The sequence below is a fragment of the Bacillus atrophaeus genome, from assembly GCF_039519175.1.
Taxonomy (GTDB): Bacteria; Bacillota; Bacilli; order Bacillales; family Bacillaceae; genus Bacillus; species Bacillus atrophaeus.
This window is the reverse complement of the sequence record NZ_CP154443.1, coordinates 897,309-921,283: the sequence shown is the minus strand read 5'-3', so window position 1 is coordinate 921,283 and position 23,975 is coordinate 897,309. Positions and strand designations below refer to the sequence as shown.

Genomic DNA, 23,975 nt, shown 5'->3' with positions numbered 1-23,975 from the left:
TATCGAATATCGGTTTTGATTGTATGGAATGACCGCTTTAGATGACTCACCTCCGATGAAAAAACGATCTGGGTCGCTGTTACAATTTTCATCTCTTCAACCATATGTAAACGGCACAAAGTTTATGCGCAAAATGAACAGGGGACAGCCATGAATCCTAAAATGACATGAGGAAGCGGAAAATAGCCTGATTTGCATGAGGGTGTTTGCTGTTTTTTTGGTCGTTTTCGCATTATAGTCTGTATTCCTAGCGCAACTTGAGCATATGGAACATATGATAACGTTAGTTTCAGGAGTGAATGTTTTCAAGAAGGAGGTGAGGATGTGCCAAAGGTTTCTGTGATTATGACGAGCTACAATAAAAGTGATTATGTGGCAAAGTCCATTAAAAGTATCCTTGCTCAGACCTTTCCGGATTTTGAATTGCTGATTATGGATGACAATTCAAACGAAGAAACCCTGAATGAAATCAGGCCTTTTTTGAAGGATTCTCGTGTCCGTTTTTACAAAAGCGATGTATCCGGAGTGAAAGAAAGAACAGAGAAAACAAGGTATTCAGCGCTTATCAATCAAGCAATTGAATTAGCCGAGGGCGAATACATCACATATGCGACAGACGATAACATCTACATGCCGGACCGTTTGAAGAAAATGGCGCATGAACTTGATGTTCATCCTGAGAAAGATGTCATTTATTCAAGTTCTAAAACCTATCATTTGAATCAGCAGCAGGAAGTCGTGAAAGAGACCGTCAGACCGGCCAATCAAGTGATGTGGAACGCACCATGCGCGGTCGATCATTGTTCGGTGATGCACAGATTTTCAGTATTGGAGAAGGTCAAGGCTACGTTTGGCTCCTATTGGGATGAAAGCCCGGAGTATTACCGGATTGGGGATGCCCGTTTCTTTTGGAGGGTCAATCATTTTTACCCGCTCTATCCGATAACCGAAGAGCTTGATCTTAACTATATTACGGATCAGTCCATTCATTTTCAGTTATTTGAAGAAGAAAAAAATGAATTCGTTCGGAATCTCCCGCCTCAGCAAAACTGCCGGGATCTGCGTGAATCATTAAAAAAGCTTGGAAAGGGGTGAGAGCTTGTCGGCTTACTTAGCTAATTACTGGGTGCTGTATCGGCAGTTTGTCATGTTTTTTGACAAACTTCGCTATAAGGATATTCCGCTTGCATTGCTCAGTAATTTTTACCAATATATCAGCCCTGAACTGAGAGAGCGCATGGAAACTGATGCGGAGCTTTTTGGACCGGCTGAGCAGCACATCGCTGAAGAGCAGATTCAGCCCTTCTTTGACATCAAAAAACAAAGCATAAAAAAATCGGCTGATGAAGCACCTGCTCTGGGAAAGGTCATTTTGCATTTCGATCATTTGCGGTTTATCGACGAAAATTATTATCAATTTGACCCTGCGACAACGGCTGTTTTGGCGAGATGGAGCCTGCCGCATCATTGCGATTTGCCTGTGATTTCTAAACTTGATCTTGCGGCATCGGACAAAAAAGGAGACCCTCAGCCGTATATCGAAAAGGCTTCCTCCATACTTTCCGCCTTGGAGGCACACACGGTATTCGGAGATGAAGCATTTCAAAATCGGCTTTTTAAGGACATTCCTTTATTTATAGAAGCGATTGATGCAGTGGACGCTTTATTTGAGACTGAAAAGATTTCCGCCGTTGTGGTAGGGACCACTGAAGACATCTACAGCAGAGTGCTCGCATTGACATGTGAAAAGAAAAAGGCTGTAAGCATTTGTCTCCAGCATGGCGCACTCATGGGAGATGAGGCGTTTCTGCCTGTTTTCACCTCGTATCAAGCTGTATTTGGCGCTTATGAAGCAGAGTGGTACAAACAGAAAGGCTGCAGCCCGGAGCAAATCATCATAACCGGACACCCTCGTTTTGACCAAATTTTTCACAGAAAACCGATCGAATCGGATACCTTTCATCGGAAACTGTCCTTTCACCCATCTAAACAAACAATTCTGATCGCTACACAGCCTTTTTCAGATGATTTCTATTCCGGTGTGATAAATGAGCTGATGAACCATCAGCATCTTCAGCTTGTCATCAAGCCTCACCCGTGGGAAATCGGCAAAAATAAGCTCAGCATGTATCAAGCGGCGATGAAAAAACATAAAGCCTGTAAAGTGATTAAAAAGGAAATGGGCTTGTATGATATTCTCCCGTACGTTGATGCGGCGATCACCCAAACCTCCACAGTCGGTCTTGAAGCTATGCTGTTTCAAAAGCCCGCTTTCATCGGAAGATCAAATGGGAGCCGCTCTTACCCCTACTACGAATCACTCGGAGAATTCATCTTTGAACAGCCTGAAAACCTGGTTGAAACGTTGGCTGAGGTTTTGGAAAAACCTGATATGCATAAGAAAGCCGAGCAGGCCCGCCTTCAATTTGTGGCTGCCAATTATCCGGTTGAACAGTCAGCGGACGCCTTATTAACATTTTTGAAAGAAAAAACGGGGGTTGATTACAGGCGGGATCATCTTGCATAAAAAGAGGGGAGTTAAAAATAGGTGTAAAAATGAAAATATGGAAGGGATTGATTAATTGTACACCATAAAAGAAAATTTGCCGCAAGACATGATTGCAGCGTTTCTTCAAAGCAAACAGCTTGCCTCTGACGAACAATATGAGTCCTCGCTCTGCCTTTTGGAGAACAACCAGATTCAAGGTGTCATTTTATATGAAGACTCTCTTTGGGAAAGCCAAATGCTCAATAAACAAGTGATGAACGTTAAACAGCTGGCCGCAAACAGCAGAGGACAGCTGAAACTGCTGTTTCAAGCCTTTTATACGGCCCGGCAGGCGGAGGGGACTGATTTTATTTTCGTTCGGATTCCGGCGGAGGATATAGGAGCGATGCAAGTCATGCAGCAGCTTCCCTCCTCTTATTTTGTCGGCAGTCTGATTAAGCTGACGAAACCAGCTTGTCTATATGGGGAAGACGCTCCGTTTGAACTTTCAGCGCCCGAGCCTGAAGACACGGATGAGATTTGCCGGTTATCCCGGGACGCATTTATAAAAAGCAGATATTTTCAAGATCCTTATCTCAGTCATGAAGAAGCGAACCGGATCTTTCAAGAATGGACACGGAATAATGTAAACGGCAGAGCGGATATAAACATTGTGGCGAAGCAAAAAGGCGAGATCATCGGCTATCTTCAAGGCCTTTCAAGGGGCGAAGAGTTTGTTCTTGATCTGATGGCTGTAAAACCCGGATTTGAAGGCAAAGGAATCGGTTATCATTTATTGGCGGACATCATAGAACAATCGGAACGCCTTCAGCATAAAACAATAACAGCAGGGACGCAGCTTCACAACGTAAGGGCAATCCGACTTTATGAAAGAATGGGCTTTACCGCGGCGCAATCGTTCTACTATTACCATTTGTGGCCGGGCAGGAAGGCGAAATAATGGCAGGTTTCATATTGAACATAAGCCGGGGTGTGCTATCTGGCCATTAATACAGGTACAAAAACGCACGTAAGGATGTGTTAACGTGAAAGGTGTTATTTTAGCTGGAGGAACCGGCTCGCGCCTTATGCCGCTCACCAAAGCGGTCAATAAACATTTGCTTCCCGTAGGTCCGTATCCTATGATCTATTGGTCGATTATGAAGCTTGAAGAAGCCGGAATTAAAGATATTTTACTCATCACTCAAAAAGAATATTTACCGCAGTTTCATAAACTCATTGGAACCGGAGAGGAGCTGGGTGTTTCCGTTACGTATCAGGTTCAGCCCGCCGCTTCAGGGATTTCAGACGGTTTATCCTATGCAAAACGCTTTACCGGAAAAGAGCCTTTCATCTTATTATTAGGTGATAATGTATTTGAAGATTCATTGCGGCCTTTTACAGAGCGGTTTGAGAAACAGGGAAAAGGAGCGAAGGTGCTGTTAAAAGAAGTCAATGACCCTGAGCGCTTCGGGATTGCGGAAATTGATGAACAGCATAACAAGATTCGTTCCATTATTGAAAAGCCTGAAAAACCGCCGACCAATCTTTGCGTAACCGGTATTTATATGTATGATGCGGAAGTGTTTTCCTATATTGAACAAATCTCTCCTTCAAAGCGCGGCGAGCTTGAAATTACTGATGTGAATAATTTATACATTGAACACAGCCAGCTCACGTATGATGTGTTAACGGGCTGGTGGGTGGATGCCGGCACTCATGAATCGCTTCACCTTGCTTCCACATTGGCATATCAAGCATTGCAGAAAGGACAGGAAAAATAATCATGGCACAATCATTTTTGATTACAGGCGGAGCCGGCTTTATCGGGCTCACATTTACAAAACTGATGCTGAAGGAGACAGACGCCCGCATTACGGTCTTTGATAAACTCACTTATGCGAGCCATCCGAAAGAAATGGAAAAGCTGAAGGGAAACAGCCGATTTCGGTTTATCAAAGGAGATATCAGCAGTCAGGCGGATATTGACCGGGCATTTGATGAGAGCTATGACGCTGTGATTCATTTCGCGGCTGAATCCCATGTAGACAGAAGCATTTCGCAGGCGGAGCCTTTCATCACAACCAATGTCATGGGGACGTATCGGCTGGCGGAGGCTGTGTTGCACGGAAAGGCAAAAAAACTGATCCACATTTCAACAGATGAAGTATACGGAGATTTAGAACCGGATGACCCGGCATTTACGGAAACGACACCGCTTTCACCTAATAATCCTTATTCCGCCAGCAAGGCCAGCTCAGATCTCCTCGTTCAGTCCTATGTCAAAACCCATCAGCTTCCGGCCATTATCACAAGATGCAGCAACAATTACGGTCCTTATCAGCACCGGGAAAAAATGATTCCGACTATCATCCGCCACGCGGCAAAAGGCCAGCCGGTTCCGCTGTACGGTGACGGATTACAGATCAGAGACTGGCTGTTCGCCGAGGATCATTGCCGCGCGATTAAGCTGATTTTGGAAAAAGGAACGAACGGTGAGGTTTATAATATCGGCGGCGGCAATGAACGGACGAATAAAGAGCTTGCCAGTGCCATTTTGAAGCATCTTGGCTGCGATCAGGAGCTGTTTGCTCATGTGGAAGACAGGAAAGGGCACGACCGGCGCTACGCGATCAATGCCTCTAAGCTGAAAAACGAGCTGGGCTGGCGTCAGGAAGTTACGTTTGAAGAGGGGATTAAGCGGACCGTTCGCTGGTATACAGATAACGGCCAATGATAAAAAGAAGGTGATCCGATTGACAAAGGTTTTAGTGACCGGCGCCGGCGGACAGCTCGGAAGAGAACTGTGCCGCCAGTTGAAGCAAGCCGGATATGAGGTCATCGCGTTAACGAAGTCGATGATGAATATTGCTGATCATCGGTCAGTGCGGCATTCCTTTCGCCATTATCGGCCGGACATTGTCGTCAACACAGCGGCGTTTACGTCTGTTGACAAATGTGAAACAGAGCTGGAGAAAGCATATTTAATCAATGGGATCGGAGCCTATTATACAGCGCTGGAGGCAGAAGGCATCGGTGCGGCATATTTTCATATCAGCACGGATTATGTGTTTAACGGAAAAGGCACAAGTCCTTACAAAGAAGACGATACCCCCGAACCAAGCACAATATACGGTAAAAGCAAAAAACTCGGGGAGGAGCTGATTCGATTAGCCGGCAAGGGCAGCACCATTATCAGGACCTCCTGGGTATACGGAAGCGGAGGCCATAATTTCGTCAATACCATGCTACAGCTTGCTGAAACAAAAGATGAGCTGCGCGTCGTCAATGATCAAATCGGTTCGCCGACTTATACAAAGGATTTAGCAGAAGCGGTCATTACGCTGTTTGGCCATCCCCCGGGCGTGTACCATGTCAGTAACTCAGGTATGTGCAGCTGGTATGAATTCGCCGCGGCCATTATGGAAGAAAGCGGACTGGACACAACGATTCTGCCAGTGAGCACAAAGGAATACGGAAATCTCACACCGCGCCCCGCTTACTCTGTTTTAAGCCACCAGGCGATAAATGAACGCGGAATACGGCCGCGGCATTGGCGTGATGCACTGCGTGATTATTTACAGGAGAGGAGTGAAGTGAAGTGATTAAAGGAGTCAAAGTCAAAAAGCTGACGAAGCATAGTGATGACAGAGGTTTTTTCGCCGAGCTTGTTCGGGATGACGAGAATCTTCTTGAACATTTCGGGCAGGCCTCATGGTCAAAAAGCTATCCGGGCGTAATTAAAGCGTTTCATTATCATGAAAAGCAGGATGATCTCTGGTTTTTCCCGACAGGCCACGCCCAGGTTGTCCTTTATGACCTGCGTGACGATTCTGAAACGAAAGGAGAAACGGATGTCTACTTTATGGGAGAAGACAATCCGATGCTTCTGTTGATTCCAAAAGGAGTCGCCCACGGTTATAGGGTGCTTGGAGAAACACCGCTGACGATTATCTATTTCACTACAACCTCGTATAACCCTGATCAGCCCGATGAAAAAAGAATCCCTTGGAATGACGAGACAATCGGTTTTAACTGGAACACAACTTTTCGATAATATACAGCAAAATAGCCGGACGCAAATCGAAGATCAAGAGGTATCTTCGATTTTTTTAATCCCTTTAACTTGAAAGGAAAATAGTATTGATTAAAGACTGTATATTTTACTAGCCGGAGGGTAAAAATCATTCGTTTGGTCCTTGTCCGGCTAAGCTGAATGTCTCAAACAATATCAAGTTGTCATATCCCTAAAAAAGCATTTACTTCCATGGAAAATGGTGTTAGATTTATCTCAAGAAAAAGAAAAAGTAATTCGCGAATTTACGAGATTCACGCTCTTTTTCTCTTCAGAGGACGCTCTGACCAACTTCAATAGTGATCATGAGGAGGAAAATGTCATGCTAAAAAGAACATCATTATTTTCAGTATTCATCAGTTCAGCTGTCCTGCTATCCATCTTGCTTCCTTCTGTCCATGCGAATGCGCAATCAGCATCAATCGAAGCAAAAACCATTAACAGTACGAAAGAATACGCGACTTCAGATATTGAAGTGACATACAGACCAAAGGCCGTTCTTTCTCTCGGAACGATAGAATTTAATTTCCCGGCCGGTTTTCATGCCAATACGAGAGACTCGATCAATGGAAAAACGCTGAAAGAAACACAGATATTAAATGACGGGAAAAAAGTCAGACTCCCGTTCACACTTGATTTGTTAGGCGCAGCGGAATTTGAACTAGTCATGGTTCGCAAAAACCTTCCGCGCGCAGGAACTTACACGATTAAAGGTGATATGGTAAAAGGTTTGGGAATCGGCAGCTTTTACGCTGAAACTCAATTGGTAATTGATCCGCGCTAAATAATAAGAACCCTCCAATAAAAATTGGAGGGTTCTATCATGTCTGCGTGTTTCTTTTTACAAGGAAAACGTAAGAAAGAACTGCCAGAAGATCGAAGCCGAAGATGCTCAAAGCCATCGGCCATGCATTTTCTTCTCCAGCGATGCCGACTAAGGGAGCGGCAAGCGCGCCGCCGATAAATGGTAAGAGGCCGAGAAGCGCGGCTGCGCTTCCGGCGCCTTTCTCCTGTTTTTGCATCGCTAATGCGAAACCTGTGGTTGTCACGATCCCGACGCAGGACACGATCACAAACAGGGCAATGCAGACTGCGATGATGCCCAAATTCAGAGCAAGCGCAGCAAGAAGTGCGATACTTCCGATGATGGATAACATCAGGCCGAATGTGAACAGTGTCCGCTCATCACGTTTTGCGGCAAGCCTCCCGGTGATCTGGGTGGCAGCGATAATTCCCGCGCCATTTACCGCAAATAAAAAGCTGAACATTTGCGCCGAAACACCGAAGATATTTTGCAGTACAAACGGCGAACCGGAAATATAAGCGAACATGCCGGTCAGAATGAAAGCCTGGCTGAAAGCAAATCCCATAAAAGAACGGTCGCCAAGCAAGAGCCGAAAGGTTTGCAAGGTTTCTTTCAGGCCTCCCGTTGTCCGTTTTTCGATAGGCAGTGATTCAGGCAAAGCGGCCGTCACGGCAATAAAAATGAAAAAACCGATAATCGCTAAAATGATAAAGACCGTCGGCCATTCAGAAAATTGAAGGACAAATCCCCCGGTGATCGGCGCCAATATCGGAGCCGCCCCGTTCACCAGCATCAGCATGGAGAAGAAAGCCGTCAATTCTTTCCCTGAATACATATCACGAGCGGACGCACGGGCAATGACAATGCCGGCAGCTCCGGTGAAGCCTTGGATAAATCTCATGATAATCAAAAAAGTGACGGAAGGGCTGTAAGCGCACAAAATGGAAGAGAGCGCATAAAACACCATCGAAACGATCAGCGGTTTCCTGCGGCCTTTCATATCACTTAGCGGTCCGACGACAATTTGTCCTAAAGCCAGCCCCAGCAGGCAGAAGGTTAGGCTTAGCTGTGCGAGAGAAGCCGTTGTATGAAGATCATTTGCGACCTGCGGAAGAGCGGGGAGATACATATCGAGCGAAAGGGGCCCGAAAGACGCCAGCGTTCCGAGGAGCAAAACCATGCCGAGCTTAATTGGTTTTGCTTGTGTATAAACTTTGTTCATGAAACAATCCACCTCATATTACATTTGATTTCTATCACTATACCATAATGCTCATTTATGTTTAATGAGCGGAGAAGAAGTGTGTTTGAGTAAAGATTTTTGAATGAAAAATATTTTTAGAATAAGGTATACACTTGAAAATTATAAATGAATTTACTTTATCAAACGGAATGTGAAAAGATATTCCACAATGCTAAACTATATGGAAATCAGTATTTGAAGAGGTGTCCATATATATGAAAACCGATAATATGATTGAAACGAAACGCCATTTTCCGATTTTATTAGCACTCGCTCTGACATTGGGCGTGTTTGCGGCCGGATCTGAAGAACTAGTGATTTCTCCGCTGCTGCCAGATTTGGCACAAACCTTTCATTCAAGTATTGATGTGCTGGCACTTTCTATCAGTATGTACGGGATCATGATTTTAGCTGGCGCGCCGCTGTTAGTTCCTATCGGCGATAAATATTCGAGAGAGCTATGCTTGATGATTGGCCTCTCTTTATTTATCATCGGAACGGTCATATGCGCCGCGGCGCAGGATCTATACACATTCTTTTTAGGGCGCGCGCTTTCCGGTCTGGCGGCAGGCGCATTTGTGCCGACCGCTTATGCGGTTGTAGGAGACCGCGTTCCTTATCAATATCGCGGAAAGGTGATGGGACTGATTGTTTCAAGCTGGTCGCTCGCGCTGATTTTTGGCGTGCCATTAGGAGCTTTTATCGGCGGCTCTCTAAATTGGAGATGGACATTTTGGATTTTCGCTTTTATGGGTCTGCTTGTATTGGCTTTGGTTTTATATGAGGCGCGCGGCTCTGCCAGCGGAAAAGCCGGGCAAGAAAATGGAGAGCAGCCGGCCGGTACGTTCCTTCAGGCGCTTCGTGTGCCGCGGGTGCCGGTCTACATTACGATTACCTTTTGCAACATGACGGGCTTTTATGGAATGTATTCTTATTTAGGGACATATCTCCAGCAGGTATTTTCGGGAGGGAATACTGTGGCGGGGCTGTTTATCATGATATATGGCATCGGCTTTTCCATGAGTGTTTTTTCCGGTAAGGCAGCGGACCGTTTCGGGAAAATGCGGTCTCTTGTTATCGCTATGGCTGTCCTCAGTATACTATTAGCGTGTTTGCCGTATGCACCGAAATCACTGCCGCTTTTATGTATCGGTTTATTGATCTGGGGCGTAATGCAAAGCCTGACGGTAACACTGCTCAGTACGATTCTGAGCGACTGTTCCCACCATCACCGCGGGAAAATCATGGCATTCTACAGTCTGGCATCAAATTTGGCAGTGACCTTAGGCTCGGCGGTTATGGGACCTGTTTACATCCGGTACGGTTATTCCTTCGTCGGTTTGATTTGTGCCGTCATCACCCTATGCGGATTTGTGCTCAGTGTGTATGGATATAAACGGTACAGCACTCATGATCAGAATATGGAAGAGACGCTGCACCAATAAAAAACTCCCGCCGTACGACGGGAGAGCTGATTATACATATAAAAATTTAGGCAGTGATTCTTTTGGCAGGTAGTTGCCGACAAAGAACGAACCGAATTCGCCGTAGCGGGCGCTGACTTCGTCAAAGCGCATTTCGTATACAAGCTTTTTAAATTGAAGAACATCGTCGCTAAACAGTGTAACGCCCCACTCATAATCGTCAAAGCCGACAGAGCCTGTGATGATTTGTTTCACTTTCCCTGCATAGCTGCGTCCGATTAAACCGTGGCTTCTCATTAAGTTTCTGCGCTCTTCCATTGATAGCATATACCAGTTGTCGTTGCCTGATCTTCTTTTATCCATCGGATAGAAGCACACATGCTTTGATTCAGGCAGTTCAGGATAAAGGCGTGCACGCACATGCGGATTCTCGTAAGGATCGCCCTCTCCGCTTGCCAAATAGTTGCTCAGTTCGACGACTGACACGTAGGAGTATGCCGGAATGGTGAATTCAGCGAGTCTTGATTTATTGAATTCAAGCTCAATCTCATTTAATTCTTCCATTGTCGGGCGAAGAACCATCAGCATGAAATCAGCTTTTTGGCCGACGATGCTGTACAGAGACTGCGAACCTTTTCCTTCTTTTTGGGCAACGCCCCATTTTTCAAGCAAGCCCGTAAATTCATATGTAATGGATTCGCGTTCATCACTTGAAAGCAGTTTCCAGGAAGCCCAGTCCATCGTACGGAAATCATGCAGGGCGTACCAGCCGTCAAGCGTTTTTGCTGCTTCATTTGTCAATTGCTGTTCACTCATTTATCTTCACTCCTATATCTCTTCATTATGCCTACACTATACCATAGTTTATCCGATTCTTCTGTGTAGAAACCTTGAATATCTCTTCGTATAATCTTTGAAAATCAGAGGGAAACTATAAGAAGACTTTCAGTTGATTAAATTAGTTAGAAAAATAAGATTTTTAAATGAAAGCGCTATAATAAAAGTTGGTTATTTGAATTTAGCTGGAAGAAGAGTATGCTAATAAAAGAAAGCGTTTTTTGCAAATTCAAGGAGGGTATATTGTGGCAGATTTATTTTCAACAGTGCAAGAAAAAGTAGCAGGAAAAGGCGTGAAAATCGTATTTCCTGAAGGTTTAGATGAACGTATTTTAATAGCGGTAAACAACCTTGCCGGAAACAAAGTGCTTCAGCCAATCGTGATCGGCAGTGAAAATGAGATTCAAGCTAAAGCGAAAGAATTGAATTTAACGCTTGAAGGCGTTGATATTTATGATCCACATACATATGAAGGCATGGAAGACCTTGTACAGGCTTTCGTTGAACGCCGAAAAGGGAAAGCAACGGAAGAACAAGCTCGTAAAGCTCTTTTAGACGAAAACTACTTTGGCACGATGCTTGTGTACAAAGGTCTTGCGCACGGGCTTGTCAGCGGAGCGGCTCATTCAACAGCAGACACAGTGCGCCCTGCTCTTCAAATTATCAAAACAAAAGAAGGCGTGAAAAAAACCTCCGGCGTATTCATCATGGCGCGCGGCGACGAACAATATGTATTTGCGGATTGCGCGATCAACATTGCACCTGACAGCCAGGACCTTGCTGAAATTGCAATCGAAAGCGCCAATACGGCTAAAATGTTCAACATCGAGCCTCGGGTAGCAATGCTAAGCTTCTCTACAAAAGGCTCAGCGAAGTCAGATGAGACTGAAAAAGTAGCAGAAGCGGTGAAAATCGCAAAAGAAAAAGCCCCTGAGCTTACTCTTGACGGCGAATTCCAGTTTGACGCGGCATTTGTGCCTTCTGTCGCTGAGAAAAAAGCGCCGGATTCCGAAATCAAAGGTGATGCGAACGTATTCGTATTCCCAAGCCTTGAAGCAGGAAACATCGGCTATAAAATCGCACAGCGTCTGGGCAACTTTGAAGCGGTAGGACCGATTTTACAAGGCTTAAACATGCCTGTTAACGACCTTTCAAGAGGCTGTAACGCAGAGGATGTTTACAACCTTGCCCTTATTACGGCGGTTCAAGCGCTGTAATAATAGAAAACAGCAGCTCCCGCATGGCGGGGCTGCTTTTTTATGACTGCAAGCTTTTTTGATAGGCGGTTGCATAATGGCTGGCGCCTGACTTCGCATCAAGCACATCATCTCTGCTTTTTCCTTCTTTAACGTTTCGTGTCACCCCGAGACAAAGTGGAAAACTTCTTACACCTAAAAACGAAAGCGGTTTCATTATATAAGGAGGAAAACAATCATATAACCAAACAATGATAACAGAACCGAGCCGATGAGACCGGCTGCCAGCGCCCTCCCTCCATTTTTTTGAAACTCGGAAACATGCACCTTTAAACCAAGCCCGGCCATGGCCATACCGATCAGAAAATAAGAAGCGTTCACAATCTGCTCCGCCTGCGCTTCCGGAATCATACCAGACGTATGAAAAGCGCTCATCGCCAGAAAACCAAGAATAAACCAAGGAATCGGCAAAGAAGTAAATGAAAGCTTCCCGGCTCCCTTTTTCCTCTGCGTCATCATGCCGAGTATCAGCGCGACAGGCACCAGTAAGGCGACTCTTGTGAGCTTTACGATAATCGCCATATCGACAGCATCGCTGCCGCCGGCGGCAGCGGCAGCCACAACATGTGCGACCTCATGAAGAGTTCCGCCGGCAAATGCGCCGAAAGCGCCGGGTGCCAACCCGATGATTGAATAAATCACTGTATAGATGACGGTAAACAGGGTGCCTAATAAAGAAACGGCTGCTGCGCTTATTGCCGTCTCGTTATCATTTGCTTTAATCTGCGGGGCGATGGCAACGACAGCGGCAGCTCCGCAAATGGCAGTCCCGCAAGCTGTCAAGATGCTGAGTTTTTGATCAACGCGAAACCAGCGGGACAGGATATACACTGCGGCTAATGAAAAAGCCATACTAAAGACCGCGACAAAGAATACGTTTGCGCCCGCATGATAAATATCCGTCAGATTCAGCCTCATGCCGAGCAATATAATGCCCAATCTCAGAACATGCTTACTGGAGAAAGAAATCCCGGGCTGTAATGTTTTCTTTGTGCCGAAAATAGAACGAAACATGATGCCGAGCATCATCGCGATCACAAGGGGTCCCAGCATGGATAAGAAAGGCAGCCGGACGGCCCAAACACTTGAGAGGGCAAGGGCGGCGGTAAGCGCCAGCCCGTGTATAAGAGAAAATGAGGTGCGCATAGGTTACACTTCCTTCATTGGTATAGCTTCACTTTACAGGGGTTTATATCATTAGTAAAATACAGTTAAATGATTGTAATGATAAAAAATATTAATGATTGAGGTGGAAGCTTTGTATTATGGCGAACTGAAAACGTTCATCGCTGTTGTGGAAGAAAAAAATTTCACAAAAGCGGCGCAAAAGCTGATGATTTCCCAGCCGAGTGTCAGTCTGCATATTAAAAACCTGGAAAAAGAGTTTCAGACCGCGCTGCTCAACCGGTCGCCGAAGCATTTTACTACGACGCCGACAGGAGACATCTTGTATCAGAGGGCAAAGCAAATGGTTTTTCTTTATGATCAGGCCAAATCAGAGATATATGCGCACCATCATTATGTGAAAGGCGAGTTGAAAATCGCTGCCAGCTTCACCATCGGAGAGTATATTCTGCCGCCGATTCTTGCCCAGCTGCTTAAGGCGTATCCAGAGCTGAATGTGGACGTAATGATCGGAAATACAGAAGAAGTGAGTGAACGTGTAAGGATGCTTCAAGCGGATATTGGGCTGATTGAGGGACATACGGGAGAGAATGAACTGGAGATTCAGCCTTTTATGGAGGATGAACTATGTATCGCCGCGCCGAACCAGCACCCATTAGCCGGGAGAAAAAACATCCCCATCAATGATTTGCAAAACGAAGCATGGATCACAAGAGAAAAGGGCTCAGGCACGCGGGAATACTTGGATCATGTGCTTGCCTCAAACGGTCTGCGGCCGAAGTCCATGATGACCATCAGCAGCAACCAAGGCGTAAAAGAAGCCGTTATCAGCGGAATGGGGCTGTCCGTTTTATCAAGAAGCGTACTGCAAAAGGACCTGGCATATCACAGCATTTCGGTGCTCAACGTCAAAGGGTTTGCTTTAAAACGCAAGCTTTCATACATCCAATCTCCTATTATGGAGAATACGAAGAACAAAGAAATCTTTATCACCCTGCTCAAAAGCAATTTTCAATCATAACGGCTGAAATGATATAATAGTCTCATTCATAAACCTATAACGAAAGGGTTTTACATAGATGGCAAAGCAACCGATTGATCTATTGATGCAGCCGAAGTGGAGAATAATTGACCAATCCAGTCTCGGCCCATATTTTGACGCAAAACAATCATTTGCGATGGACGACACGCTGTGCGCGTCTGTTGGCAAAGGACTATCGCCGGCGACAGCCCGTTCTTGGGTGCACCACCAAACCATTGTTCTCGGCATTCAGGACACAAGGCTGCCGTATTTGGAAGACGGCGTAAGATTATTAGAAAACGAGGGTTATCGCGTCATTGTCCGAAACTCAGGCGGTCTCGCAGTCGTTTTGGATGAGGGCGTCCTGAACATTTCACTCATATTTGAAGACCAAAAAAAGGGGATCGACATAGACAGAGGCTACGAAGCGATGGTCGAGCTGATGAAACGTATGCTGAAATCATATGAGGCGAAGATTGAGGCGTACGAAATTGAAGGCTCATACTGCCCGGGAAGCTATGACCTCAGCATCGGCGGCAAAAAATTTGCCGGCATTTCCCAACGGCGCCTTCGCGGCGGGGTTGCTGTCCAGATTTACCTTTGCGCTGATAAAAGCGGAAGCGAACGGGCTGATCTGATCAGGCGATTTTATCAAGCCGCCCTGAAAGATAAATCGAATGACGTAAAAGGAGTCTACCCCGATATACGCCCGGAAACAATGGCTTCCTTAAGCGAACTGCTGCAAACGGATATCACCGTTCAAGATTTAATGCTGTCGTTACTCACAGAGCTAAAACAACTGGGCATCCACCTCTATTCGGCAGGATTAACAATAGATGAAGAGCTGGAGTTTGAGAAAAACCTTGTCCGGATGGTCGAGCGGAATGAAAAAGTGTTTGGTTAAGTAAATAGAGAAATGCTGAAAGCTTGGAATGGTTCCAGGCTTTTTTATATGATTTTTTGGATGACCTTTTTTCTGCGAGAGTATATATCCTGATAAAGCGTCTTTTTATCATTAGACAGTTGCATTCCTGATAGTGATTCAATGCCTTTCCTTCCTTTGGATAACTATTTCTTGCAAACGGACAAAAATGCAAACCGGAAAAGCGATAAAATAAAAGAACAATCTCAGGATAAAAAGGGGAAATACATATGAAAGGCAATCTTTATAGTTTGTTTGTGCTTGCGGCGGCTTTCTTTTGGGGCACAACAGGCACTGTGCAGGCTTTGGCCCCTGAAGAGTCAACTCCGCTGGCCTTTGGGGCAATCAGACTGTTGATAGGAGGCAGCGCAATGCTTCTGGTCGTTTTTATAAGCGGAAAGCTTGATGTGAAGAACTGGTCGTGGCGATTGGTTTTTCTTGCCGCAGTCTGCATGGCTTGTTATCAGCCGTTTTTTTTCACCGCCGTTAAAGAGACGGGAATCGCCGTGGGCACTGTCATTGCGATCGGGAGCGCCCCTGTTATAGCCGGAAGTTTGGAATGGGCTGTTTTTAAAAAACGTCCGCAAAAGTCATGGTGGGCCGCTACGGTTCTGGCTCTTGCCGGATGCTGGCTGTTGTTCGCCGACAGTTCTGCTGTTCATGTTGAACTTACTGGTGTCATTCTGGCTCTGGGTGCGGGCGCGTCTTTTGCGGGCTACACGTTAATCAGTAAGTCGCTGATTAAAACCCAATCTCCCGAAGCCTCGGCAGCCGTTATCTTTATGATCAGCGCATTGTTGCTTTCACCGCTTTTATTGCAGGAAGATACGGCTTGGATACTCACAGGGCGCGGAGCCGGCGTAAGCCTTTATATAGGGATCGTCACGACATGTGCGGCATACTTTATGTTTACAAAAGGGCTGACGGCCGTCCCCGCTTCCGCTGCGGTCACGTTATCCTTGGCAGAGCCGCTGACAGCGGCGTTATTGGGGGTTTTCTTTATCGGTGAGATGCTGACGATTTCCTCATGGATTGGAATCGCCCTTATGCTGTTAGGGTTACTGGTGATCTCCGTGTCGCCGCGTAAACATGAACCGGCAGGAAGCGTTCATGTGTCTTAATAGATTCACCTTAATATAAAACAATAAAGAATACAAAAGGTGAAAACCCCCTTTTCACAATATAAAAGGGGGTTTTTGCTATTCGGCCATTTTTTCTAGATTTCCGTTCCGATCCATCTTAAATGATGGTGAGGCATGTTCATCTTCTTCAAATAAAACTAGTTTTCTTGCTCTATTCATGATTCTGACAAGGGTTTCGTAGTCTTCCTGGATCGTTGTGTGATCCTTTTCAAGCTTTTGAACCTCTGTTTCAAGCTGTTCGATTTTGCTTTGCAATTCTTTGTTTTCCTGTTTTAAACGATCATTTTCCATCTTAAATGCCGCTGATTGTTCATTGTTGCCTTGATAACCCTGTAAAAAGCGGATGACATCGTCCATCGTCATCTCCGGTGCGGCTGATTGAGGAGACAATAAGTGTGATAGACTAGCTAACTCTTCCTTAAAACTTTCATCTACATAAGGCATATGTTCACCTGTCATAACAGGAACCTGAGTCTCTTCCGGCGCCGCTGCCTCGGTTTGAACGGGTTCTTGTACGGCTGGTTCATTGATCGCCTCAGTCTCAACTGCCGGCGGCTGATATAATAAACGTTTTTTCGCAGGCTGGCCGTTTCCGAGAGCCCTCATTCGCTGTTTTCGCTGTTTTTTGGCAAGCTGAAGAGCTTTTTCATATTGATGCCGGACGACGGCGTTCCACCTGAACCCGCAGGCCGCAGATGTGCGGTTTAATTTATCGCCGACTTCTTCAAAGGCGTTCAACTGAGTGCTTCCTTCTCGTACATGCCGCAGCACGGTTTCGGCAAGCAGCAAATCATTTTCTTCTGACCAAGCGTCTTGACGTTGTTTTGACATTGGATCTCAACCCCCAAATATTCTTTTGATGATATTAGAATGTCCAGATTGGAAAATATTTATACAAGGTTGCTGAAAGAATAGGAGATACGGAGGAAAAACGCGATGAGGCGGGATTTTACTAAGACTGCTTGCGGGAATTGGCGAATCCTTGTACAATTAAGAGTGATGTTATTTTTTAAGAGCGTATTTAAATGTTTGACATAGATGAACATAGAATGAAGGGAAGCGTACGTCATGGCTAATGAATTTCGAGTGTGTGATGATTGCCAAGCCACAAATATCAAAACATTGCTGCCGCGTTTAAAAGAAGTGGACCCGGATGCCAAAGTGGAAGTAGGCTGCCAATCTTATTGCGGTCCCGGGCGGAAAAAATCGTTTGCTTTTGTGAACAATCGTCCGCTGTCAGCTCCGAATGAGGATGAGCTGCTTGAAAAAGTAAAAAAGAAAATAAAATAACGAAAAGTTGTTTTTTTAACAGCCTCGGCCCATGGGTCAGGCTTTTTTGCTTCATAAAAAGCGTTTTTCGGTAAACTGGAACAAAACGCCGGACAAATTCAAGGATGTTTTCAAAGAATAGAGCCGATATAATAGAAGCATGGCTAAAAAAAAGAGGGAATGACGATGGCGTATCCAAATGGAAAATTATCAGAAGAAAAAGTGTTTAAAGATCCGGTGCACCGCTATGTGCATGTCCGGGACAAGCTGATATGGGATTTAATCGGGACCCGTGAATTTCAGCGGCTGCGCCGGATTAAACAGCTCGGCACGACCTATTTGACATTTCATGGAGCTGAACACAGCCGTTTTAACCATTCTCTCGGTGTCTATGAGATTGTCAGAAGAATGGTTGACGATGTCTTTAAAGGCCGGCCGGAATGGGATGACAGTGAGCGTGAACTCTGTCTGAGCGCCGCGCTGCTCCACGATTTGGGGCACGGGCCGTTTTCACATTCATTTGAGAAAGTCTTTCATCTTGATCATGAAGATTTTACAAGGGACATCATTTTGGGAGATACGGAAGTCAACCAGGTTCTCAAAAAAGTAAGTCCCGATTTCCCGCGGGATGTCGCTGAAGTCATTGCCAAAACATATAAGAATAAGCAAGTGGTCAGCCTGATTTCGAGTCAGATTGACGCGGACCGCATGGATTACCTTCAGCGGGACGCCTATTACACGGGTGTGAGCTATGGCCACTTTGATATGGAGCGGATTCTTCGGGTCATGCGCCCGCGCGAGGATCAGATTGTGATTAAACAGAGCGGGATGCATGCTGTCGAAGATTATATTATGAGCCGTTATCAAATGTACTGGCAGGTCTATTTCCACCCGGTCACCCGGAGTGCCGAAGTCATTTTGACAAAAATCCTGCACAGAGCAAAGCAGCTGCATGAGGAAGGCTATATCTTCACGCATGCTCCGGTTCATTTTTACTCGATTTTTGAAGGGAATTTGACGCTTGAGGATTATCTGAAGCTGGACGAGTCGATTATCCTGTACTATTTTCAGGCTTGGGAAGAAGAAGAGGACGCGATTCTGTCCGACCTTTGCCGCAGATTTATTAACCGCCAGCTGTTCCAATACGTTGAATTTAATCCAAATGAAGAAATGACGGCTTACTTTGAGTTGACAGCTTTGTTCAAAGAGGCGGGGATTGACCCGGGCTATTATTTGGTTGTCGATTCTTCGTCCGACCTGCCGTATGATTTTTACCGGCCGGGAGAGGAAGAAGAGCGTCTGCCGATTCACCTCTTAACGCAAAGCGGGCAAATTAAAGAATTGTCCAGACAGTCAGCCATCGTTGACTCGATTTCGGGGAAAAGACGGACCGACCATAAGCTGTATTTTCCGATGGACCTTATTACCGGCGGATCAGAAAACAGGGAAGCGAAAATGAAAATCCAGCAGCTGCTGGGACTGACATAGAGATGTAATGAAGGAAAAAGGAGATGTCGGGGATTTGTTGAAAGAACATGCAAAACTGATGAAGGTGTTCTCGGATTCTGGAGAAATCGTCGGGCGGAAGAAGCTGCAAAAGATGATTTATATCGCTAAGAAAATGCAGTACCCTTTTTATGAAAAATACGATTTTCACTTTTACGGCCCTTATTCTGAGGAACTGACACTTCAAATAGAAGAGCTGTGCAACCTCGGATTTCTGCATGAGGTCAAAGAGAAAAAGGGCGGTTATTTTCAATACCGTTATTCGCTGACGGACACGGGGGCGGAATTCTTGCATCACGCTGAACTTGATATGCCCGATATGAAGGAGTATATCGACCGCGTCAACAGCCGTTCATCACGGTTTCTGGAGCTTGTCTCCACGATTATGTACTTTGACGGGCTTGAGGCTGAGGAGAAGAAAAATAAGGTGTTCACCATTAAAAGCAAGCTGAAATATACAAACGAAGAATATGACGAAGCGCTTCAATACATAGAGGAACTGAAGCAGATTTGTTAATGGAAAGGCAAAAGAACAGGGGATGCGCCCGTTTCTTTTGCCTTTTTTATTTCTCTATGACAAGAAAAAAACCAGTCCACTGTAAAGCGGGCTGGTTTTCATTTATTTTCTTAATAAGCTGTGCTTGTACGAATACAAAAAGTAAACGGCCGCGCCTACGATAATCCAGATCAGAAAATACAGCCACGTTTTCCCCGGCAGGTTGATCATTAAGAACAAACAGCAGACAATGGAGAGGATAGGCAGCACCGGAACAAACGGGACACGAAATCCGCGTTTCAGATTCTTATGGGTGCGGCGCAGAATCAAAACGGATAAGCTGACCATGGCAAAGGTGAGCAGCGCGCCGATATTGGCGAGGTTAGACAGCTCTTTCAGGTCAATGAATCCAGCCACAAGGGCGCTTAATGTTCCGATCAGCCAAGTATTCCAGACTGGCGCTTCTGATTTTCGGCCGACAATTTTGAAAACTTTCGGCAGCATTCCGTCTCTTGCCATCGCGAAGGAAATTCGCGATGCGGCGTATGTATTGGCAAGAATAACAGCCATCAGGCCAATGATAGCCCCCACTGAAATAATGCCCGCCACAGCGTTTTGGTGTACGGCTTCTAACACGTAAGACATGGCTTCCGGCACATTCAGCTCGGAATAAGGAACCATTCCCGTCATGACAAGGCAGACGAGTACATAGATCATTGTGCAAACCAGCAATGAGCCGATAATGCCGATTGGCAAATTACGCTGCGGTTTTTTGACTTCTTCAGCAGACGCTGAGATGGCGTCAAACCCTAAAAATGCAAAAAAGACCGCAGAAGCCCCGGTGATAATGCCTTGCATACCGTAAGGCATAAAAGGATGCCAGTTGTCAGGCTTTACATAAAAGCTTCCGGTTACTATAAATAATAAAACAATACTTATTTTCACAAGCACCATTACATTATTGAAGGTTTTGCTTTCCTTTGAACCTCTCGAAAGCACAGCCGTAATCAGCAATGTAATGATAATGGCAGGAAGATTGACGGTTCCTCCTTGGCTCGGTACGGTCAGCAGGGTATCCGGTATAGATAAATGGAAACCGCCTAACAAATTATTAAAGTAGCTGGACCAGCCGCTCGCCACCGCAGAAGTTGTCACCATGTACACGGATAACAATGTCCAGCCCATAAGGTGGCCGATGATTTCTCCCATTGTCGTGTACGAATAAATATATGCACTCCCGTATACAGGAAGGCAGGAAGCAATTTCCGCATAACAAAGCGCTGCCAGACTGCACACGACAGCGGCTATAATAAATGAAAAAATCACGGAAGGACCGGCATCATTTGCGGCTGTGATACCTGTGAGCACCATTACGCCCGTTCCGATTACAGCGCCGATTCCCATTAAGGTTAAATCGAAAGCGCCCATTGTTTTAGCCGTTTTTTGGCTGCGGCTTTGTTCAAGCAGTTGACCAATGTCTTTCTTTTGCAGGATATTCCGCAACACGCATCCCTCCATCCAAGAAGCAAAAGCTATGAGGAATTCTTTGGCTTTTGCCCGTGTTACATAGTTTTTAAATCATTTTTTTTGTATGTTGCCCGAATGTTTGCGGGCAGCTGCTTTTGAAATGATTTCCTTAAAGGTATGAAATTCAGTCTTCGAACATTGCCGGCACCAGTTACTTTTTCTGCCGTGAGTACACCATATTGTCTCCGCCGAACACGCTGATATCTTTGCAGATGTCAGCGATAAAAAGCCATACTTATTGATTTTACCTGAATCCCTCCTATAAAACCAGCATCTCTGGCTGAGATGTCAGCCATAACGTTTGAAAGCGGCAGGGGATAAAAGCAGCCGAATAAATACCATTTTAGAATAAATTAAAAACTTTGTAAAATAGATTAGTTTCTGAATAATTCTATTTTAGAATTAAATATTGGAATAAAAGGGAATTTATTTCCCTGAACTAGTTAAAAAGTTGTGCTGCATCAGCTTGCTTTTTTGACTTTATCAGGAGGATATCAGTAAAATATGTAGTAAAAGCATTCAGATGTTCTGATGAATGGATCTGGAAATGAGGAACCTCACATGAATTACGATAAAATGGAAGCCAATCTGCTTGATCACGCTCTCACGAAGTATTTGAAAACAACGAAACAATTAGATGAAGCAACCGTCCCGAAACCTGTGAATAATATTCGTGGATTTATTCTCCGCATTATTTATAGACACGGAAGTTGCACCATTAAAGATATTTTACAGGAAGTGACGCTGTCTCCATCTGCGACGACGACTGCGCTTAATCACTTAGAACAGGCAGGATTGATCGAACGGTCCAGAAATAACGATGACCGCCGCACTGTGTGGATCACGCTTTCTGAATCGGGCAGGCAGGCTGCTGTTCAAATGATTGAAAACAGGCAAAGCCTGATTGATGATATGTTTGGCCGATTAACGGAAGAAGAGAAGCAGACATTTTTTTCACTCATAAAGAAAATCATGCAATAGGAAAAGAAAAAGCCGGCGCGTGTATGACGCACTGGCCTTTATAAGGAGATTATTCCATATCGCTTAAGCGTTTGCCGGCGATGGCATAATGATCCTTTCTCATTTCCTCAATCATGACGACAATTTTTTCTTCAGCCGCTCCGGTTGTTTCTTTTACTGCTTCTGTCACTTTCTCGACAAGGTTGCGCTTTTGCTCATCTGTACGGCCTTCGAGCATTTTGACGGTTACGTATGGCATGAGTGCTGAATCCTCCTTAAAATCGTTTACTCCCTTTAGGTAGAGAGGCTTCTTATAGTATACTGAATAAAGTAAATTCTTGCATTTTAGAAAGAGGGATTTCAGCCTTTGGACCGTTTTTTATATTATCCGTTAGAACTGATGCCATATCTTGTGATCACATTGATTGTCGCATTTACGATGCACGAGCTTGCCCATGCCTATGTGGCGTATTTATTCGGTGATGATACAGCGAAAAAGCAAGGCCGGCTGACACTGAATCCGATCAAACATCTTGATCCGTTCGGAACGATTTTAATTTTAGTCATGGGCTTTGGATGGGCGCGGCCGGTGCCGGTGAATCGCAATCTCTTGAAAAAACCCCGTCTGGCGGGAATTCTGGTCTCTATTGCAGGACCTGTCAGCAACCTGATTCTTGCGTTTATCGGTTTCCTTTTGTTAGTGTTGATGCATGCTTACGGAGCCGAGCTGCTATCGGCTTTCAGTACTGGTTTGGACCAATTTTTCAACATTTGGATCAATTTAAATCTTGTCTTGTTTTTATTTAACCTGCTGCCGCTGCCGCCTCTGGACGGCTATCGGATTATTGAAGATCTCGTCTCGCCGCGTCTGCGCGTCAAGCTCTCTCAATATGAAAGTTACGGCGTTATTGTGTTTTTAATTTTATTTATTACCCCGCTCGGATCTTACGTGCTCTGGCCTATGCTCGGTAAGGGCAGGGATTCGATTATTGAGTTGTTTACAACGATATTTCAACCGCTTTTGTAGGAGGTATGACTCATGGAAGAAGGAAAGAAGAAAAAATCAATCGGATTTAATATTATCAAAAGTGATCCGACGGACGGACATGGCGGTTTTGGCGTGGGGGCGCTCAGCCTCGATAACATTTCTCCCGTATTTGTAGATGTGGAGGAAAAGGAAGCATTCGTTGATATCGGCGCGATGCACGCACGCAGTGTTGTTGAAAAAGGAATTAAGTTCTTGCCGAATAAAGAGGATGTGCCGAACGGAAAGCCGTACTGGCTTGTATGGGTCACCATCGACAGAAGAGAAGAGGGCCCTTATTATGCCGGTGTCACCGCTTGTGAAATGACAGTGGACAGAGGCATCCGAAGAGGCTACAAATCCTTGCCGGAGCACGTAAATCTCATGGATAAATCAATGAAGCGGCACATTATCATTGATAAAATGGATGACAGCTCGAAGCAAGTGCTCGCAGCCTTTTTGAAAAATCACGATCAAGGCTTGTGGGAACGCTCTTCATCAGAATTGAAGGCGGGATTGCTTCAAGAAGAAAAGTAGTTTGTGAACTTTTTGTGAACTTTATGAATATTTGCACTTTTTTCACGGTCATTTGAGTAAACTGATGACATAGAACTAGGACATGGAAAATCCCGAGCCGAACCAAGACTCGGGGTTTTTCATTTTTTTTTGCTGTTGATAGGGGAGATATCATGTATCAAACGATTAAAGTCGGCGATTGGGTTATTGAAGCGGACGTGGAAAAAACGAGAAAGCAGTATAAGAAAGATATTGAGGATATGGGCGAATGCGGCAACTGTCTTAATTTCTATGCAACAGTGAACGAACTGCCATTTTGAAAAGGCTCAACTTTTAGAA

26 protein-coding genes are annotated in these 23,975 nt (G+C 45.1%); 20 read left to right on the top strand and 6 right to left on the bottom strand.

The genetic code is table 11. From position 1 onward, the window contains the following. The first annotated feature begins 324 nt into the window (after window positions 1-324). The 8 genes from AAHT65_RS04760 to bslB all read left to right on the top strand — a co-directional run bounded on the left by AAHT65_RS04760 (window position 325) and on the right by bslB (window position 7,347). Window positions 325-1,095 (top strand): glycosyltransferase family 2 protein, encoded by a 771-nt coding sequence (locus AAHT65_RS04760; RefSeq protein WP_088118200.1) that lies wholly within the window; start codon window positions 325-327, stop codon window positions 1,093-1,095. Window positions 1,096-1,099: 4 nt separating this feature from the next. Further along, a complete protein-coding gene (locus AAHT65_RS04755) occupies window positions 1,100-2,527 on the top strand; it encodes a CDP-glycerol glycerophosphotransferase family protein (protein ID WP_343311051.1) in 1,428 nt (475 codons plus the stop codon). A gap of 55 nt (window positions 2,528-2,582) precedes the next feature. After that, a complete protein-coding gene (locus tag AAHT65_RS04750; RefSeq protein WP_061669053.1) occupies window positions 2,583-3,449 on the top strand; it encodes a GNAT family N-acetyltransferase in 867 nt (288 codons plus the stop codon). Between the two features lie 85 nt (window positions 3,450-3,534). Beyond that, entirely contained in the window at window positions 3,535-4,272 is a 738-nt protein-coding gene (locus AAHT65_RS04745) for a sugar phosphate nucleotidyltransferase (RefSeq protein ID WP_063638182.1), read from the top strand. Window positions 4,273-4,274: 2 nt separating this feature from the next. After that, entirely contained in the window at window positions 4,275-5,225 is a 951-nt protein-coding gene (gene rfbB, locus AAHT65_RS04740; protein WP_094232949.1) for a dTDP-glucose 4,6-dehydratase, read from the top strand. A 19-nt stretch (window positions 5,226-5,244) separates the two neighbouring features. Beyond that, window positions 5,245-6,093: a dTDP-4-dehydrorhamnose reductase gene (gene rfbD / locus AAHT65_RS04735; protein WP_106360177.1), complete on the top strand. Its 849-nt coding sequence runs from the start codon at window positions 5,245-5,247 to the stop codon at window positions 6,091-6,093. Then, window positions 6,090-6,545, top strand: a complete 456-nt coding sequence (locus AAHT65_RS04730) for a dTDP-4-dehydrorhamnose 3,5-epimerase family protein (RefSeq protein ID WP_003326455.1) — start codon at window positions 6,090-6,092, stop codon at window positions 6,543-6,545. The genes rfbD and AAHT65_RS04730 overlap by 4 nt, the downstream gene beginning before the upstream one ends. A 340-nt stretch (window positions 6,546-6,885) precedes the next feature. Next, window positions 6,886-7,347, top strand: coding sequence for a biofilm surface layer hydrophobin BslB (bslB, locus tag AAHT65_RS04725; RefSeq protein ID WP_343311050.1), 462 nt, complete (start codon window positions 6,886-6,888; stop codon window positions 7,345-7,347). Between the two features lie 37 nt (window positions 7,348-7,384). Here bslB and AAHT65_RS04720 read toward each other — a convergent pair whose 3' ends face one another. Continuing rightward, on the bottom strand, window positions 7,385-8,590 hold the full coding sequence (locus AAHT65_RS04720; RefSeq protein ID WP_343311049.1) for a multidrug effflux MFS transporter: 1,206 nt from the start codon (window positions 8,588-8,590) through the stop codon (window positions 7,385-7,387). Window positions 8,591-8,826: 236 nt separating this feature from the next. Here AAHT65_RS04720 and AAHT65_RS04715 point away from each other — a divergent pair, with 236 nt between their 5' ends. Further along, a complete protein-coding gene (locus AAHT65_RS04715) occupies window positions 8,827-10,056 on the top strand; it encodes an MFS transporter (protein ID WP_343311048.1) in 1,230 nt (409 codons plus the stop codon). A 30-nt stretch (window positions 10,057-10,086) separates the two neighbouring features. Here AAHT65_RS04715 and hemQ read toward each other — a convergent pair whose 3' ends face one another. Then, a complete protein-coding gene (gene hemQ, locus AAHT65_RS04710; protein ID WP_343311047.1) occupies window positions 10,087-10,851 on the bottom strand; it encodes a hydrogen peroxide-dependent heme synthase in 765 nt (254 codons plus the stop codon). Window positions 10,852-11,117: 266 nt separating this feature from the next. Between hemQ and pta the strand changes: the two genes are divergently transcribed. Continuing rightward, window positions 11,118-12,089: a phosphate acetyltransferase gene (gene pta, locus AAHT65_RS04705; protein ID WP_003326463.1), complete on the top strand. Its 972-nt coding sequence runs from the start codon at window positions 11,118-11,120 to the stop codon at window positions 12,087-12,089. Between the two features lie 195 nt (window positions 12,090-12,284). Here pta and AAHT65_RS04700 read toward each other — a convergent pair whose 3' ends face one another. Then, on the bottom strand, window positions 12,285-13,274 hold the full coding sequence (locus AAHT65_RS04700) for a YeiH family protein (protein ID WP_343311046.1): 990 nt from the start codon (window positions 13,272-13,274) through the stop codon (window positions 12,285-12,287). A 112-nt stretch (window positions 13,275-13,386) separates the two neighbouring features. Between AAHT65_RS04700 and AAHT65_RS04695 the strand changes: the two genes are divergently transcribed. The 3 genes from AAHT65_RS04695 (at window position 13,387) to AAHT65_RS04685 (ending at window position 16,317) form a co-directional block, all read left to right on the top strand. Beyond that, the gene (locus AAHT65_RS04695) at window positions 13,387-14,274 is read left to right on the top strand and encodes a LysR family transcriptional regulator (protein WP_035175337.1); all 888 of its coding nucleotides are present in this window, start codon (window positions 13,387-13,389) and stop codon (window positions 14,272-14,274) included. Window positions 14,275-14,332: 58 nt separating this feature from the next. Beyond that, the gene (locus AAHT65_RS04690) at window positions 14,333-15,178 is read left to right on the top strand and encodes a lipoate--protein ligase family protein (RefSeq protein WP_106360175.1); all 846 of its coding nucleotides are present in this window, start codon (window positions 14,333-14,335) and stop codon (window positions 15,176-15,178) included. A 248-nt stretch (window positions 15,179-15,426) separates the two neighbouring features. After that, the gene (locus AAHT65_RS04685; protein WP_343311045.1) at window positions 15,427-16,317 is read left to right on the top strand and encodes a DMT family transporter; all 891 of its coding nucleotides are present in this window, start codon (window positions 15,427-15,429) and stop codon (window positions 16,315-16,317) included. 78 nt (window positions 16,318-16,395) lie between these two features. On the opposite strand, the gene zapB is transcribed toward AAHT65_RS04685, so the two are convergent. After that, entirely contained in the window at window positions 16,396-17,169 is a 774-nt protein-coding gene (zapB, locus tag AAHT65_RS04680) for a cell division protein ZapB (protein ID WP_268515587.1), read from the bottom strand. A gap of 237 nt (window positions 17,170-17,406) precedes the next feature. Here zapB and AAHT65_RS04675 point away from each other — a divergent pair, with 237 nt between their 5' ends. From AAHT65_RS04675 to AAHT65_RS04665, 3 genes are all read left to right on the top strand, one after another. Continuing rightward, window positions 17,407-17,628 (top strand): DUF1450 domain-containing protein, encoded by a 222-nt coding sequence (locus AAHT65_RS04675; protein ID WP_003326475.1) that lies wholly within the window; start codon window positions 17,407-17,409, stop codon window positions 17,626-17,628. Window positions 17,629-17,793: 165 nt separating this feature from the next. After that, window positions 17,794-19,095 carry an HD domain-containing protein gene (locus tag AAHT65_RS04670; protein ID WP_010790260.1) on the top strand — a complete coding sequence of 434 codons (1,302 nt, stop codon included), beginning with the start codon at window positions 17,794-17,796 and terminating at the stop codon, window positions 19,093-19,095. Between the two features lie 34 nt (window positions 19,096-19,129). Then, on the top strand, window positions 19,130-19,630 hold the full coding sequence (locus AAHT65_RS04665; RefSeq protein WP_003326477.1) for a YwgA family protein: 501 nt from the start codon (window positions 19,130-19,132) through the stop codon (window positions 19,628-19,630). A gap of 102 nt (window positions 19,631-19,732) precedes the next feature. Here the strand turns inward: AAHT65_RS04665 and AAHT65_RS04660 are convergent, their stop codons facing one another. After that, window positions 19,733-21,112, bottom strand: coding sequence for an amino acid permease (locus AAHT65_RS04660; RefSeq protein ID WP_063638174.1), 1,380 nt, complete (start codon window positions 21,110-21,112; stop codon window positions 19,733-19,735). A 585-nt stretch (window positions 21,113-21,697) separates the two neighbouring features. On the opposite strand from AAHT65_RS04660, the gene AAHT65_RS04655 reads away from it, so the two are divergent. After that, on the top strand, window positions 21,698-22,117 hold the full coding sequence (locus AAHT65_RS04655) for a MarR family transcriptional regulator (RefSeq protein WP_061669064.1): 420 nt from the start codon (window positions 21,698-21,700) through the stop codon (window positions 22,115-22,117). Window positions 22,118-22,166: 49 nt separating this feature from the next. Here the strand turns inward: AAHT65_RS04655 and AAHT65_RS04650 are convergent, their stop codons facing one another. After that, a complete protein-coding gene (locus AAHT65_RS04650; RefSeq protein WP_003326481.1) occupies window positions 22,167-22,355 on the bottom strand; it encodes a 2-hydroxymuconate tautomerase in 189 nt (62 codons plus the stop codon). Window positions 22,356-22,463: 108 nt separating this feature from the next. Here AAHT65_RS04650 and AAHT65_RS04645 point away from each other — a divergent pair, with 108 nt between their 5' ends. From AAHT65_RS04645 to AAHT65_RS04635, 3 genes are all read left to right on the top strand, one after another. Continuing rightward, window positions 22,464-23,123, top strand: a complete 660-nt coding sequence (locus AAHT65_RS04645) for a site-2 protease family protein (protein WP_003326482.1) — start codon at window positions 22,464-22,466, stop codon at window positions 23,121-23,123. A gap of 12 nt (window positions 23,124-23,135) precedes the next feature. Continuing rightward, window positions 23,136-23,657: a YwhD family protein gene (locus AAHT65_RS04640; RefSeq protein ID WP_063638171.1), complete on the top strand. Its 522-nt coding sequence runs from the start codon at window positions 23,136-23,138 to the stop codon at window positions 23,655-23,657. Between the two features lie 152 nt (window positions 23,658-23,809). After that, the gene (locus tag AAHT65_RS04635; protein WP_343311044.1) at window positions 23,810-23,956 is read left to right on the top strand and encodes a hypothetical protein; all 147 of its coding nucleotides are present in this window, start codon (window positions 23,810-23,812) and stop codon (window positions 23,954-23,956) included. The last annotated feature ends 19 nt before the right edge of the window (window positions 23,957-23,975 follow it).